The 16002-nt window shown below is 46.5% G+C and carries 10 protein-coding genes; 9 read left to right on the forward strand and 1 reads right to left on the reverse strand.

The features are described from left to right. Window position 1 precedes the first annotated feature (1 nt). On the reverse strand, window positions 2–316 hold the full coding sequence (locus D9Y29_RS13260; RefSeq protein ID WP_127128880.1) for a hypothetical protein: 315 nt from the start codon (window positions 314–316) through the stop codon (window positions 2–4). A 236-nt stretch (window positions 317–552) separates the two neighbouring features. Between D9Y29_RS13260 and D9Y29_RS13265 the strand changes: the two genes are divergently transcribed. From D9Y29_RS13265 to D9Y29_RS13305, 9 genes are all read left to right on the forward strand, one after another. Further along, a complete protein-coding gene (locus tag D9Y29_RS13265) occupies window positions 553–1113 on the forward strand; it encodes an RNA polymerase sigma factor (RefSeq protein WP_127128882.1) in 561 nt (186 codons plus the stop codon). A 107-nt stretch (window positions 1114–1220) separates the two neighbouring features. Then, window positions 1221–2438 (forward strand): FecR family protein, encoded by a 1218-nt coding sequence (locus tag D9Y29_RS13270; RefSeq protein ID WP_127128884.1) that lies wholly within the window; start codon window positions 1221–1223, stop codon window positions 2436–2438. A gap of 155 nt (window positions 2439–2593) precedes the next feature. After that, window positions 2594–6088, forward strand: coding sequence for a TonB-dependent receptor (locus tag D9Y29_RS13275; protein ID WP_241237922.1), 3495 nt, complete (start codon window positions 2594–2596; stop codon window positions 6086–6088). 23 nt (window positions 6089–6111) lie between these two features. After that, on the forward strand, window positions 6112–7854 hold the full coding sequence (locus D9Y29_RS13280; RefSeq protein ID WP_127128888.1) for a RagB/SusD family nutrient uptake outer membrane protein: 1743 nt from the start codon (window positions 6112–6114) through the stop codon (window positions 7852–7854). 32 nt (window positions 7855–7886) lie between these two features. After that, window positions 7887–9908 carry a phosphodiester glycosidase family protein gene (locus tag D9Y29_RS13285; protein ID WP_127128890.1) on the forward strand — a complete coding sequence of 674 codons (2022 nt, stop codon included), beginning with the start codon at window positions 7887–7889 and terminating at the stop codon, window positions 9906–9908. Window positions 9909–9925: 17 nt separating this feature from the next. Next, complete coding sequence (locus D9Y29_RS13290) at window positions 9926–10786, forward strand: exodeoxyribonuclease III (protein WP_241237923.1); 861 nt, start codon at window positions 9926–9928, stop codon at window positions 10784–10786. A gap of 2 nt (window positions 10787–10788) precedes the next feature. Further along, entirely contained in the window at window positions 10789–12006 is a 1218-nt protein-coding gene (locus D9Y29_RS13295; protein ID WP_127128894.1) for a YdcF family protein, read from the forward strand. Between the two features lie 3 nt (window positions 12007–12009). Then, on the forward strand, window positions 12010–13089 hold the full coding sequence (locus D9Y29_RS13300) for an SGNH/GDSL hydrolase family protein (protein ID WP_127128897.1): 1080 nt from the start codon (window positions 12010–12012) through the stop codon (window positions 13087–13089). 262 nt (window positions 13090–13351) lie between these two features. Continuing rightward, the gene (locus D9Y29_RS13305; RefSeq protein WP_127128899.1) at window positions 13352–15721 is read left to right on the forward strand and encodes a family 10 glycosylhydrolase; all 2370 of its coding nucleotides are present in this window, start codon (window positions 13352–13354) and stop codon (window positions 15719–15721) included. Window positions 15722–16002: the final 281 nt, after the last annotated feature.

Genomic DNA, 16002 nt, shown 5'->3' on the forward strand with positions numbered 1-16002 from the left:
CTTAACTTAATGACATTGCTCGCCGGGAGGCGAGCAAGTGGGTTCCCCGAAATTCTAAGATGGTAGTTTTTGGGTCAGCCCCTTGTGCTTTTGGAGAGAAACACCCGACCACCCTCTGCGAGCGAAAACTCCCGACCGTTACCTTGACTTGATATCTCAAAGGAAAATGGAATCCTGTTAAGTTATTATCCCCTAAAAACGTGATTTCTTTACCAATTGATCTCCACTGACTGGTATCATTCACAAAATAATTGAGGCCATTACTCATATTATGCAGCCACTGTCCATCTTCCTCTTTAACGAATGCTTGGCTCATACATAATCATTTACTGGATTAGCATAAAATGATGCCTTAAGCGGAAAAGAGCCAATTCGTCATACTTTGTTGATTAATCCCATGCAGCATTTTATTTGAATTATTTATCTTTAATACCGCCGATGCAATGGTGCTGTTCCTTCCGTGGCTATATTAATTAATGATCAACATTGCTGCCGGCCTCCGCAATTCAATCATCAAATAACTAATTTCGGCACCTTCAATCAACTCTATCAGTGTTAAAGCCTCTGGAAAATACAGGCCTGCTCAAATCAATAGCGCAAAACGATGAACGCGCCTTCAGGGCTGTTTTTGATGATTACCATCAACAGCTGGCTGTCTTTGTGTTTTCCATTACACGATCCAGAGAGCTCACGGAAGAGATCATCCAGGATGTGTTCCTCAAGATCTGGGAAGAAAGAAATTCACTTCCTGAACTGAAAAGTTTCACCGCTTATCTTTTTATCGTTACCCGGAACCACACACTGAATGCTATCCGGAAGATCAGCCAGGTAAGAAAGAAACAGGAGGCAGTCAACCGCCATCTCATCCAGACTGAAGAAGAAGGGGGCTCCTCCGATAATTATTACGCTCTGCTAGACCATGCTGTTGATCAACTCCCCCTGCAACAAAAGAGAGTTTACCTGCTCAGGCAGCAAGGGCTTAAGAATACAGATATCGCCTGCCAGATGAATATCACAGTTCATTCCGTTAAAAAGTACCAGCAGTGGGCATTACAGGCTATTACCAGGCTGATCAAAACAGGCGCCTTCCTCCTTATTTCAATATTTTTTTGATTTTTCCTTTTTTCCATATCTCCCTTTTTACACTTTTTGTGTCTTTACTCATAGAAGACCGGGAGTGCTGTATGCTTCACAAGTAACAGTTAACCTGTATATCTAATATGGCCATAGCAAGAATAGACATACTCATAGAGCGTTTCAGTAACGGATCGATCGGCGAAGAAGAACATGCCGAGCTCCTGCATCTTCTTTCAATGGATGAACATGCCGCTATTGCCAGGAAATTCTTCAAAGAAGTAATGGACCAGCAGCCGGCTAACGCTGCTTTCTTCAACGAAAGTGAAAGCAACCTGCTCTTTGAATCTGTTCAACAAAAAATGCAGGAACAGGATCATAAACCGGTCCTGCGCAGGCTTCCCTGGTTGAAATGGACTGCCGCCGCTGCTGCTGCCTGCCTCCTGGCCATTGCAGGCTACCAGTATTTTAATAAAACAGGAAAAGCAGACACAGCAGATAAACTGGCTTCCCAGGAAACTGCCAAACCGGATTTCCTGCCCGGTAAAAAGAACAAGGCTGTTCTGATCCTTGCAGACAATTCACAGATCGTGCTGGACTCCACCAATGCCGGCATACTCGGAAAACAAGGCTCTTCCATGATCAGGAAAGCTGAGAACGGAGAGATCATCTACGAAACGGGAATGGACCCTAACCAATCATCCGGCCCCGTTTACAATATCCTCGAAATACCCGTTGGTGGTGAATACTCACTGGTGCTGTCTGACGGAAGCAAGGTTTGGTTAAATGCCGCATCCAGGCTGAAATTCCCTGTAAAGTTCACAGGCGATTCACGTGAAGTGGAAGTAAGTGGTGAAGCATATTTTGAGATCGCCAGGAACAAATCCAAACCTTTCCGCGTCCGCTTCAATAATTCTACTGTAGAAGTTCTAGGTACGCATTTCAATGTAAGCGCTTATGAAAACGATCATGTGCAGGCGGTAACATTGCTTGAAGGATCAGTGAAAGTACTCAACCCATTAAGTGAGGTATTGATCAAACCAGGTGAACAGGCAAGACTTTCAACCTCCAGTACCATCAGTGTAAAGCAAGTGGACGCTGAAGAAGCAGTAGCCTGGAAGAACGGTTATTTCTCTTTTGCTGATGAAGACATCAAAAGTATCATGAAAAAACTGGCCCGCTGGTATGGGTTCTCGGCAGAATATCACGGGAATGTGGACAGTGAACGATTCGGTGGTATGATCTCGAGGTTCAAAAATATTTCCGAAGTGCTCAGCATGTTCGAAAGAACAGGAACTATACAATTCAAACTTATACAAGGTGATGCTTCCGGAAAAGGAAGAAAGATCATCATAACAAAATAAGCCTTATTCAACTCCAGGTATCTTAATAAAGTTTACAGAACAGATATTAGCATTCCAATTTAAAACCCCAAAAACTAACGAGGTATATGAGGTTTTATACAGACTCTCTATGTATAAACAATTCCGCAGGTCAAAAGAAAAAGCACTGCAATACAGTGTTGAAAATTTCAGCTGTATTTGCTTTTCTATTTTTTAACCTCACCGGAAATGCCCAGCGTGTAACGCTCAACGAACGCAATAAGCCCATCACAGCAGTGTTCCGAGAAATCAGGAAACAAACAGGTCTCGATTTTATTTACAATGTGAAAGACCTGAGGAAAACAAGCAATGTCACCATCGTAGTGAACAATGAAGAGCTCAGCGTTGCATTGAAACAATTGTTTGCAGGTTCCGGTCTTGGTTTCGAGATCAGGGATAAGAGCATTGCCATTAAAGAAGCTGAAAAGAAACCCATTATACAGGAGAAAGTACAAGCGCCTGTGCAAACCGTCATACGAGGGCGCGTACTGGATAATAAAGCTGTGCCGCTTATCGGCGCAACAGTAAGGGCCAAAGCAGCCAATCGTTCTGTTGTGACGAATGATGAAGGCGAATTTGTACTGCCTAATATCGATCCAAAAGATGTGATCGTGATATCCTACACAGGCTATACTACCAGGGAATTTCCGGCAAGCTATAAATTTTCGGATCCTATCGTACTCATAGAGCGCATGCAGAACATGAGCGAAGTAGTAGTAGTGGGTTATGGTACACAGAAGAAAGTAAATCTTACAGGAGCAGTAAGCCAGGTTAGTGGCGATGATCTCAAACAACGCGCTACACCAAATATCATCACTTCATTGCAGGGCATGCTGCCCGGATTGAATATCCAGTCGAACAATGGAAACCCGGTAGATATTCCGGAGATCAACGTGCGAGGATTCAACTCCATCAACGGCGGATCACCATTGGTGCTGGTAGATGGGTTCCAGGGAAATATCAATCGTATCAATCCAGCTGATGTAGAAAGTATTACCGTATTGAAAGATGCAGCTTCTTCTGCCATCTATGGCGCACGCGGCGCTTTCGGTGTAATACTCATCACTACTAAAAAGGGGAAACAGGGAAAAATAGAAATCGATTATTCCAACAATTTTGGCTTTACCAGACCGGCAACCCGCACAGATTATATTTCTGATCCCTATACCTATGGTAAAACAGCAGATGCCGCTCTCTACGGATACAATGGCACCAGCTACACAGGTTATACCGATGAAGATTACGAAAGGATCAAACAGGTAATGAATGGCACCCTGGAACCATTCAAAGAAAAACAAGCCAACAACACCTACAAATTCTTCTACAATACCAACTGGTATGATTTCCTGTTCAGGAAAACTCAGTTCTCACAAAACCACAATATCTCTGTTTCAGGTGGCACGGAAAAACTACAAGGTTATGTTTCGGGCAGGATCTACAATACACAAAGCATACAGAACATAGATGATGCCGAACTGAAACTGGTGAATCTGAGAGGAAGTGTGAAAGCAAAACCGGCAGAGTGGTTAGAGCTGTCGTACAATTCCATGATCAGCACCAGTAAAGACCAGGAGTTTGGTGGCGGCAGGGCAGGTTTTGGCGGATTGTGGACCAATACAACCTGGTACTATCTCTTCCCCTTCCATCCCATTACAATCGATGGTATGCCATTCGATTTTTCGGGAAGCGGCGCTCAGGGGCCGCTGTTGGAGCGCTCCAATTTTTACAAACGTCATACTGAGCAATATGTGAATATGCTGAGTGCAAAGATCACTCCGCTGAAAGACCTACAGGTGAATATCGATTACAGCAGCACTGTCAATCATGCCGCCAGTTCCACCAGGTTAAACCAATACACCTACCTGACAGGCGACAGGATCATTCCAACTGTTGGCGGTGTGAACAGGCTCACCGAAGCAAGGAGCAGAAGTTATCTCAAAGCACTCAACGTTTACGGAACTTATAATTACAGCCTGGCAAGAAAACATAATTTCAAATTGATGCTTGGATATAACCAGGAGGAATTCAATGATGATGTGGTGAATGCTGCACAGAACGGACTCCTGGCCACCAATCTCTCCAACCTGAACCTCGGAACGGAAATGTTCCTCGCAGATGGTCAGGCAGAGGTATGGGCCATCCAGGGATATTTCGGCCGATTCAATTATGATTTCAAGAACAAATACCTGCTGGAAGTAAATGCGCGTTACGATGGTTCTTCCAAGTTCCCTGAAAATAGCCGCTGGGGCTTTTTCCCATCGGTGTCGGGCGGTTGGTATGTAAGCAAAGAGAAATTCTATCAGCCTTTGAAAGATGTGATGAGTTCACTCAAACTAAGAGTTTCTTACGGGCAACTGGGAAACCAAAGCATCGCCAACAATACTTTCTCTCAACTACTCGAGCCTAAACAGACAAGCTGGTTGATCAATGGCGCAAGAGCCAACTATGTTGGAGCGCCACTGCCATTGCCTAAGGTAGTGAGCTGGGAAAACTCACGCACCATCGATTTCGGTGCAGACCTCGGTTTCCTGAATGATCGGCTGACCGTTTCCTTCGACTGGTATGAAAAGATTGTTGAGAAGATGTACCTGCCCGGAGAGCCACTCCCTGCTGTATTTGGCGCTGCCGAGCCCAAAGAGAATATCGCCACTCTCCGCAACCGCGGCTTTGAACTGAGCCTCACTTACCACAATACTTTCAATGTAGCAGGCAGCGATCTGAGATTCCGCGCTACTGCCAGCGTTTACAATTTTGAAGGCGTGATCACGAAATATCCCAATCCCAACGGACTCATGAACACGTACTGGGAAGGACAAAAACTCGGCACCATCTACGGATACAGGATCGGCGGCCAGTTCCAGAGCGATGAAGAAGCTCAAAAATACCAGAGCAGCTTCACCAATCCTTCCACAAGTCTCGGACAGGTCTACAACTATGAATTGAACATCGTTCAGAATACGCAGTGGAAAGGGCTTCGCGCAGGCGATATCAAATACCTGGATCTGAATGGCGATGGCGCCATCAACAAAGGAAAGAATACGCTTGCTGATCACGGCGACCTCGATGCTATCGGTAATGCCATGCCACAATTCCCCTTCGGTTTCAATATCAGCGCCGAATGGAAAAACTTTGATCTGTTCATTGCAGGCGCCGGTATTGCCCGCCAGGATTGGTACGCAACAGGAAATATCTACTGGGGATCTTATGAAAGGCCCTATCTCTCTTTCATTCGGAAAGATTTGATCAGCAATGCCTGGAGCCCTGAAACTCCCGGCAATACCTACCCGCAGATCAACAGGGGATATGCTTCGCTCGGAAATTTACGTTCACTCGGTGAAGTGAATGATTACTATCTCATCAATGTTGGCTATCTGCGGATCAAGAACCTTTCTGTAGGTTATACGCTTCCGGAAAGACTGACCAGGAAAGCGCAGATCCAAAAACTGAGGGTTTATTTCAGCGGAGAGAACCTGTTCACCTGGCGTTTTGGTAACCTCACCAAATACATCGATCCTGAAATGGCCGGAGCGGGTATCAACTATTCTGCTCCCGGGACTGCTGTAGCGCGCTCCCGAGCTGAAGATTATCCAATCGGTAAGATCTTTTCCGCCGGCATCAATATCACTCTGTAACCATCGATTCAAACGCATCTGAAATGAAGAAGCTCAATTATATATTTATCATTTATCTGGCGATCCTGTCTGTATCCTGCAACAAGAATATGCTGGACACAAATTCAAAGGATCAGATAGATGCCAACAACTTTTTCAATAACGCTACTGACCTCCAGGTATACACCAATGGCTTTTATGAGATCTTTCCTAATTACCTGATCTGGACTGATGATGCCAGCTCGGATAATATGATCCCCCTTAACGTGGCCGATCGTGTGAAAGGAGCCAGGATCGTTCCGGCTTCCAATTCCGGTACCGGCTGGACCTGGGGGCCGCTTCGCTCCATCAATTACTTCCTGGAGAACTACCAGAAATGCCCGGATGAAGCAGCCAAACTCAAATACGGCGGCATCGCTAAATTCTTCAGAGCATATTTCTATTTTGATAAAGTGAAAATGTATGGCGATGTGCCCTGGTATGGAAAAGTACTCGAAGCCAATGACCCGGACCTGTACAAGGCCAGGGATTCACGCAAATTGGTGATGGACTCCGTACTGGATGATATCAACTTTGCAGTAGCGAATATTCCCAAAGAGATCCAGCTTACCAGCATTACAAAGTATACAGCGCTCATGCTGAAAGCACGTATCTGTCTCTTTGAAGGAACCTTCAGGAAATATCATGGCCTTGGTGATCATGAGAAATTCCTGAATGAAGCAGCTTCCGCTGCGGAAGAGATGATCACACTCGGCGCTTATAAACTCTATACTGCAGGGGGTGTGAACAGTTGCTATCGGGATCTCTTTGCACGCAATGATCAGGATGTTACAGAAACCATCCTGGTGAGGGATTATAATCCAACCTTTGGTCGCCATGGTCTCAGCTATCTCATGACGGCGCCCACTGCTGGCGTATACGGCATCTGCAAGGATGCGATCGATAGTTACCTGATGAAAGATGGTTCACGCTTCACTGATCAGCCAGGTTACAAGACCATGGGCTTCTACGAAGAAATGCAGGACCGCGATCCCCGTCTTACACAAACCACACCAGGCCCCAACTGGATGGCTTATAAAGAAACGACACCGGAACCGGTGAACATCAATATCTCTACCACGGGATACCGTCTGGTCAAGGCGCTGGCTACTAAAGATCAATGGGCCTCCAACAACTCTTTCAATGATATCATCTTCTTCAGGTATGCGGAAGCGTTACTGGTCTTCGCTGAAGCGAAGGCAGAATTGGGAACACTTACGCAGGCTGATCTGGACAAGTCTATCAATAAACTCCGCGAACGTGTAGGCATGCCTTTTCTCGATCTCGTTGCTGCCAACGGCGATCCCGATCCTTACCTCGAAGCCATGTATCCTAATGTAGATAAAGGTTCCAACAAAGGCGTGATCCTCGAGATCAGGAGGGAAAGAAGGATCGAATTGTTCAATGAAGGTTTCCGCTGGGATGATCTTATGCGCTGGAAAGAAGGAAAGAAACTGGAAAAGCCGATGATCGGCATGTACTTCCCAAGCCTTGGCCCATTCGATTTCAATAACGATGGAAAAACAGATGTATACCTGCACAACGGCAATGCAGGAGGCGCGCCTCCCGGCACCAGCAGCATCGTGAATGTAAATCAGAAGCGCCTGACGGACGGTACTTCTGGTAACTTCAATCCTATGTACAGCACACCCTGCAAATTCGACGAAGCAAAAGATTATTACTATCCGATACCCCTCCAGGAAATCACACTCAATCCGAAATTGGTTCAGAACCCGTATTGGAAATAACTCACCATATTCCTCATCCTCAATGAATCAAAATGAAAAAGATTGTTTCCCTGGGTATGCTTTTGATAATAGCATGCTCCACTGCATGGGCCCAGTACACGCTCGATTCTACCCGCCGGATGTCGCCGGGAGTTGTATACAGGCATTATAAAACCACCAGCCCTGCGCAGAAGCTCTATGTAATGGAGATCGATCTGGATGAACCTACTGTTAGATTGCAAGCCGTGAAAGCAAGCGATACCATCAACGGAGAACCGCAAACAGTGCCGGCCATGTATGCTGATCACGAAAGCATCAGGTATCATGAAGTAACAGCCGGCATCAACTCCGATTTTTTCACCAGCGGCGGACCTAAGTACAATCCGCGCCATATGATGATCGGCGATGGGGAGATACTCTGGGATACCATGCTGAACAGAACTGTCTTCGGCATCACGGAAGCCAATATTCCTTTCCTGGCAAAATTGAATGAGAGCTACACACTCACAGCAGGCGGCTCTAACATCACCATCAACAGTATCAACAGGCCCGCAACAGGAGATCAGCTGGTATTGTACAATCGTTTCAAGGGGCCTTCCACCAAAACATCAGCCACGGGCAGAACAGAGATCAGGATAGTTCCCGTGGGAGGCGTCAATGCCTGGAAAGCCAATGCCACTGTGCCTTGTACGGTGCTGGCCAAATCAAGTGCAGGCAATATGACCTATACTGCAGGACAGGCAGTACTTTCCGGAACCGGCGCTGCCAAAACTTTTCTCGATAATATCACGGTTGGTCAAACAGTAGACCTTAACCTGCAGGTGCTCACAGCCCCTTCCGGCATCACCAATATCAAACAACTCACCGGCGGCTGGACGCGGCTCGTTCTCGACGGCGCCAACTGTGTTACCACCAGCGTGGCTGACGAAGGTGGACCCGTGCCCGATGACCTGGCGCCAAGAACTGCTATCGGTTACAACCAGACGAAAGACAAGATTTATATGGTAGTGAACGATGGAAGGAATGCGGGAGTAAGCGAAGGCATGACACTTACACAATTTGCCGACTTCCTGCTCTACATTGGCTGCTACCAGGCCCTGAATCTCGATGGCGGCGGCTCATCCACCATCATGGGAAATGATATAGTACGAAATGATCCCTCCGATGCTACCGGCCCCAGGAAAACAGGCAGCGCATTACTGGCCTATCTCACCACCCTCACATTGGATATGTTTGATAATACCCTGGGCCATTTCAATCGTGAACCAACGTACAGTTCAACTACTGTAGGTGTATCCACCACTTCTGTTGTTACCAATGCACTCACCGCGCATAGCGGAACGCATTCCCTCATTGTAAAACTTTACGATAACACTTCTTCTTCCGCCGCCTGGAAAGTCAGGCTCTTGTCCGGTACAGGTTCTCCTTCCAATAACCGCAGCTTCCTGAATACCGGCACCATCAGCTTCTATCTTAAAACAACTACGGCCAATACAAATGCCAAAGTGCGGTTGTGGATAGATGATAGTGATGGAACGGAACTCAGCCCCACACTGGATATCATCAACGATAACCAATGGCATAAATACGTTTGGAGCCTGAGCAGTTACGGCGGTACCTCCACTGATGGCGGAAACGGCGTTATCAACAGCACAGCCGCCACCCTGGACGCTATTGAATTCTCACAACCCAATACCAGCACTACCTGGTTCATCTTTGTGGATGATCTCATGATGGACCCACTATCTACCGAAGGCACACAAGTGAATGGCATTGCAAAACCAATTGAACCATTGGTGACATTAACAGCCCAGGTGAATGAAGAGAAAAAAGAGAAATCAGGACTGTCTGTTTATCCCAATCCTGCCAAAGGCCGTTTCGAGATCAGGTTCAAAAAAAATGATGTACAAAATTTTGAATTGCTGGTGGTGGACAATACCGGAAGGACCGTTCACAGGAAAGCCTATACCGGGGGATCACAATCTATCAACCTGTCTGCATTATCTCCCGGTATCTATTATTGTTATGTAACATCTGATATTATCACTGAAACATTCAAGATCCTTATCAATTGACAATAACCATGATCTGTATGCGCTCAGTAATCCTTGCCCTGGTCCTGTTGATCCGTTTGCCTGCTCTTTTTGCCCAGCAGCCATCCCTTCGGGTGATCACTTATAATATTTTAGAAGGGATGAAGCTGGATACGGCTGCAGGCAAACCTGGGTTTGTTGCCTGGGTGAAGAAGATGGATCCCGATGTATTGGCGTTGCAGGAAGTAACTAATTTTACACAGGCATCACTGGAAAAACTGGCAGAGCAGTATGGCCATCGCTATGCTGCACTGTTGATCGAAGGTGAGAAGTATCCCGTTGCCATCACTTCCAAATATCCGATCCTGCATGTGCAGAAGGTCAGTGATAATATGGACCGGGGCTTTATCACGGCCAGCATACAGGGTTACAATATTATTTCTGTTCACCTCACGCCATTCGATTATCGCAAACGGGCTCAGGAGATTGATCTGTTGCTGGCGCATATCAAAGCACAGCATGAGCAACGCAAATGGATAGTAATGGGAGATTTCAATACTTTGTCGCCGGTTGATTCCGCACATTACAGTGATGGGAAGATGATCGCCAACTACCAGGCTTATGAAAAAAAGTATGCTCCCATCCTGAAACTGGTGGATGGAAAGATCGATTATTCCGTAATTGAAAAAGTGCACAATGCAGGATTTACGGATGTGCTGCACAAAATGCATCCCGGATTTGTGAAAACAGTGCATCCCAAAAGATTTGAACCCAAAACAGGAAGCGATGCGTCTTCGCGGATCGATTTTATATTTGTCAGTAAGGATCTGGTGAAGAAAATGGCTGCGGCCCGGGTGGTGGTAGATGATTTCACGGATAATTACTCAGATCATTATCCGGTTTTGTTTGAATTGAAATAGCAATGAAATACCAATTTATCAGGATTTGTTTTTGCTGGCTGCTGCTGGCAACGGTAAGTGTTCAGGTTTCTGCACAATCGAAAAAGGAAAGGCTTTTACAGAAGAAGAATTTTTATCTCCTTTACCTCTTGGAGCAGGAAGGCATGCGTCCGGTTGGTCAGGCCTTTGAGACTTTGCGTAGCAGATTGCAACAGGATGCGCAGCAGGCTCTGATCAATTGTACGGATGCCGCCTGTTTCGGCAGGTCACTTTCGATCACTGATCCCGAAATAGAATCTGTTGGAAATGAACTGGTGCAATTGACGCTCACTGATGCCGCCTGGAAAAAGCTGGCAGGACAGTTGCGCATTTCAGGAGCCTACAATCTTTTTGCAGCAGATGCAGATACGGGACTGGTGCGCAAAGCGTGGCGAACAGATGCGCAGGGTGTGAACTATGTGCTGGGCACGTATGTGGAAGGCAAAGCACCATTGTATCCAAAGATCGATAGTATCGGTTTCGATAAAAATGATCAGGAATTCAGGAATAAAATTGCAGCCAAACTGCAAAAGCAGTTATCTAAAAGGAGATCATCTTTCTATTCTCTTCCACTTCAACTGTCATTGGATGCACTGCAATTGAATGGCCGCGATGAAGCCATCCGCTACGAACCATTGACCGCAAAGGAAAATGCTGCGGCTTACAAGAAGGCTGCAAAGATCAACTGGCAATCCTATAAATACAGCGTGATCCTGGTGCCGGGCCTCGGTCCTGAACAACCCGGCGTAAAGCTGGACCCCAACGGCGCAAAGCGCTGCGACAGTGCCGCTGTCCGCTATCATGCAGGACTGGCGCCATTCCTGGTGGTTTCAGGAGGACATGTGCATCCCAACAAGACGCCCTATTGCGAAGCCATCGAAATGAAAAAATACATGGTGGAAGTGTTGGAGATCCCCGCTTCCGCTATCATCATCGAACCACATGCAAGGCATACCACTACCAATCTACGGAATGCGGGCAGACTGGTTTATCTGTTTAAAATGCCGTCGGACAAACCTGTGCTGATCGTTTCTGATGCCTCACAGACAAAATATATAAATGGAAACATGAAATTGAGGGTACAGAAAGAACTTGGCTATCTTCCTTTTCGATCCATAAAACAATTAAGTTCCACGGAAACAGAGTATCTTCCATCAGTCAACTCTTTACAGATTAATCCGCTCGATCCGCTCGACCCATAGTTTATGAAAAGATTACTTCTTGTCAGCCTGATTGTAGTAACTGCTTTCGCATCCTTTGCTCAGGACAGCATCCGCTTTACCAGCGCCGCATCTTTGATGATGATCGGCAAGGCTAAACCAACTGATTCCATCTACCAGAGAATCGATTCCGTTGAAACGAAGAATATGCCGAAAGCTGTACAGGCACTTGCAAAGAACAGCGCAGGTATTTCCATTCTTTTCGAGACCAATTCCACTATTATCCGTGTAAAATGGAAACTGGAAAGCGAAAAATATTACAGCAATATGCCTCCGATCAGTCATAGCGGACTTGACCTCTATTGTCTGAAAAATGGAAAATGGCAATACGTAATGGCAGGAAAACCTGCGAAAGGAACAGCTGATCAGGACCAGGTGATCATTCAGAATATGGATAGTTCCATGAAGCAGTTCATGCTTTACCTGCCATTATATAATACGGTGAATGATCTGCAGGTCGGCGTACAGGAAAATGCAGTGATCAGAAAACCTGAACAGCCTGGCATCAATACTGAAAAAAGAGTGGTGATGTATGGTTCCAGTATTTTACAGGGTGCATCTGCCAGCAGACCCGGTATGGCTTATCCTGCCATCCTGCAAAGGAAGACAGGCTATGATGTGATCAATCTCGGTTTCAGCGGAAATGCAAAAATGGAAATTGAGCTGGCGCAGTATTTAGCCACTGTTCCAGCTGATCTGTACATCCTGGATTGCATTCCCAATCCATCTCCTGAACAGATCAAAGAAAGGTCTTACAATTTCATCAAATACCTGCGCCAGCAGAAACCAACAGTGCCCATCATCCTGATCGAAACAGTCTTCAGGGAAAATGGTAACTGGGACCAGAAATTAGGGAACAAAGTGAATGGTCAACTGGAAGAGATCAGGAAAACATATGAGCGATTGAAGAAAGAAGGCATCGATAATTTCTATTACCTCACAACAGATAAGCTGATCGGTAATGATCACGAAGCTACTATCGATGGCGTGCATCTGACGGACCTCGGGTTTACACGTATGGCCGATGCTGTGCTACCGCTGATCCGTAAAGCAATGAAGAAGTGACTACTTACGGCAGGTAAGGGGCAATCAGGATATGTAATTTGCCAATCTGGGAGAGAAGGATTTTCACAGTTGCGGGTTTGAATAAAAAATGCCATGTGCATCGGCGTTACATATCGCAGAAGAAGATTGCAATTGTCCGCACCCACGCTGTCACCTGGTAGTATTTTTAAATGCGTATTTCTGCCGGTTTTTTTCTTTTCCACACCCGTCAAACCCGCGCGTATTTGCAGTATTTTAGGCATAAACCTGCAAATCGACGCTTATGAGAAAAACTCTACTAAGTCTTTTATTGCTTAGCGTGAACATCTTTGCCAGCGCGCAGTCGCCCAAACGGGAAATGCGCGGTGCCTGGATCGCTACCTATTCTAACATTGACTGGCCAAACCGCACTCAGACGCCTGCACAGCAGCGGGCTGCATTCCTCACCATTCTTGAGCATCACAAAGCAACGGGTATGAACACACTATATATCCAGGTGCGTAGTCAGTGTGATGCGATGTATCCAAGCGCTATCGAACCCTGGTCTGCCGATCTTACCGGTACACAGGGAAATGCGCCTTCCACTCCCTGGGACCCCATGCAGTTCATGATCGAGGAATGCCATAAACGTGGCATAGAATTCCACGCATGGATCAATCCATACCGCGCAGTGGGCAACAGTAATAACCTGCCTGGCTTTGCCGCCAGTCATGTTGCCAAACAACATCCTGAATGGTTGCTCAGCCAGGGTAACCTCCGTGTGCTTGACCCGGGCCTGCAAGCGGTCCGTGAATACATCCTCAGTGTGATCGCGGATATTGTAAACCGTTATGATGTGGATGGCATTCATTTCGACGATTATTTTTATCCGCCTGCAGCTCCCGCCGGAACAACGCCCTACAATGATGATGCTTCTTTTGCACTCGATCCGAGAGGTTTCACGGTGCGCGGCGACTGGCGTCGCGATAATGTGAACCTGCTGATCCAAAAAGTTTATGACACCATCAAAACGCTCAAGCCCTGGGTGAAGTTTGGTGTATCTCCTTCGGGCATCTATCGTAACAGTACCAACCCTGCAATCGGAACGCCTACCAGTGGCCTTGAGCATTACACCACTTTGTTCGCCGATACCAAAAAATGGTTACAGGAAGGCTGGGTGGATTATATCGCACCGCAGGTATACTGGTATATCGGACAACCGGGCGCTAACTATGCGGCTATCGTTCCCTGGTGGAATAACCAGGCGAATGGCAGACATATCTATATCGGCATGGCGGGATATAAAGTGAATGATCCGGCTCAGGGAGTTAACTGGGCCAACCCCGGTATGATCCCTAATGAAATGCGTTTAAACAGGCAACATGCAAATGTAGCCGGTCAGGCCATCTATAATACAAACAGCCTGAGAAGCGCTACCAAACTGGGTTTCAGGGATTCGTTACGCCTGGATTTTTACCGGCTTCCCGCATTGCTTCCCAAAATGCCCTGGAGGGACGATATTGCTCCGGAATCCCCTTCCTCTTTACAGGTGTTGAAGTTCCGGACGGATTCGGTTGTGCTTCGCTGGAAGCAAACCATGGCGGCTGATGAGCTGGATAAAGCGAAAAGATTTGTGGTCTACCGTTCCACAATAGCCGAAGTGGACACCACTGATCCTGCCAATATCATCGCTATCACCAATACTGATTCTCCAGGTTATACCGATACCACCGGAGAAGTGGCGACTACTTATTATTATGCCGTTACTTCACTGGACCGTTTTCATAATGAAAGTGCGGTATCCAACAAAGCATCGAACCTGCCTCCGGCGATCACTTGTCCGGATACACAAACGTTGTACACTGATGCCAATTGCAATATTGTAGTTCCGGATTACACGGCACTTGCATTGGTGAATGGTCAGGCCGTAACGCCAGACATCACTGTTATTCAAACACCGGCAGCTGGCACTGTTGTAAATGGTGTAAACAACCTGATAGTTTCATTACAGGCAAAAGATGAAGCGAATAATGGAACTAGCTGCCAGTTCGGTCTGTTGGTGAAGGATAGTATCGCGCCTGTGATCAGCAATGCGATGGCAAGCGAAACCCAGCTCTGGCCTGCAACAACGCAGATGAGAAATGTAGCGATAGATTATGATGTTGCGGATAATTGCTCAGGCGTTACTACTTCATTGTCTGTAACCAGCAGTGAACCGGTAACGGGTGGCGCTTACGGAAATACCGCTCCTGACTGGGTAATAGTGAACGATCATATGGTTCAGTTACGTGCAGAACGCGGTATCTTCAGTAGCGGACGCGTGTATACGATTAGCATTACTGCTACTGATAGCACCGGAAATTCCAGTCAGCGTCAATTGCAGGTGAAAGTACCGAGACTGCCGGATCATCAGTTCCCTGAGGCTCTCCTGGTAGTGAAGGCCGTTCCGAACCCCACACCGAACCAGTTCCATGTAATCACCGTGAGTACATCGTCTCAACCGATCAGTTACAAGGTGACAGATGTAACAGGCAAAGTGATCGAAACCAGGTCTAACCTGCCTGCCAACGGAATGTTCTACATCGGCTCCAACTATGCGCCGGGTATGTACTTCCTGCAGGTGAAACAGGGTCAGCACAGCGAAGTGCTGAAACTGGTGAAGATCTCCAGATAAGTAAACAATGACCAGCCCAATAAGGCCATCCGGTTACCGGGTGGCCTTATTGCTGAGATCATGTCTTAAGTATTTCAGTGTAGTAATCCCTCTATAACCAATTCGTAGTTCGTCTATGAAGAATAATGATCATATAAAATATATTTGAGTAATCTATGCATTACGCAAATCATGCAATTGAGCAACCGATGATAAACTCAGGTCAGGGCTTTGATTATTCCATGTGTAATAACACCCAATTCCGTACCCTTTTCCAGCGGAACAGTTGTATCGAATCCCAA

The sequence above is a fragment of the Pseudoflavitalea rhizosphaerae genome (assembly GCF_003991355.1).
GTDB lineage: Bacteria > Bacteroidota > Bacteroidia > Chitinophagales > Chitinophagaceae > Pseudobacter > Pseudobacter rhizosphaerae.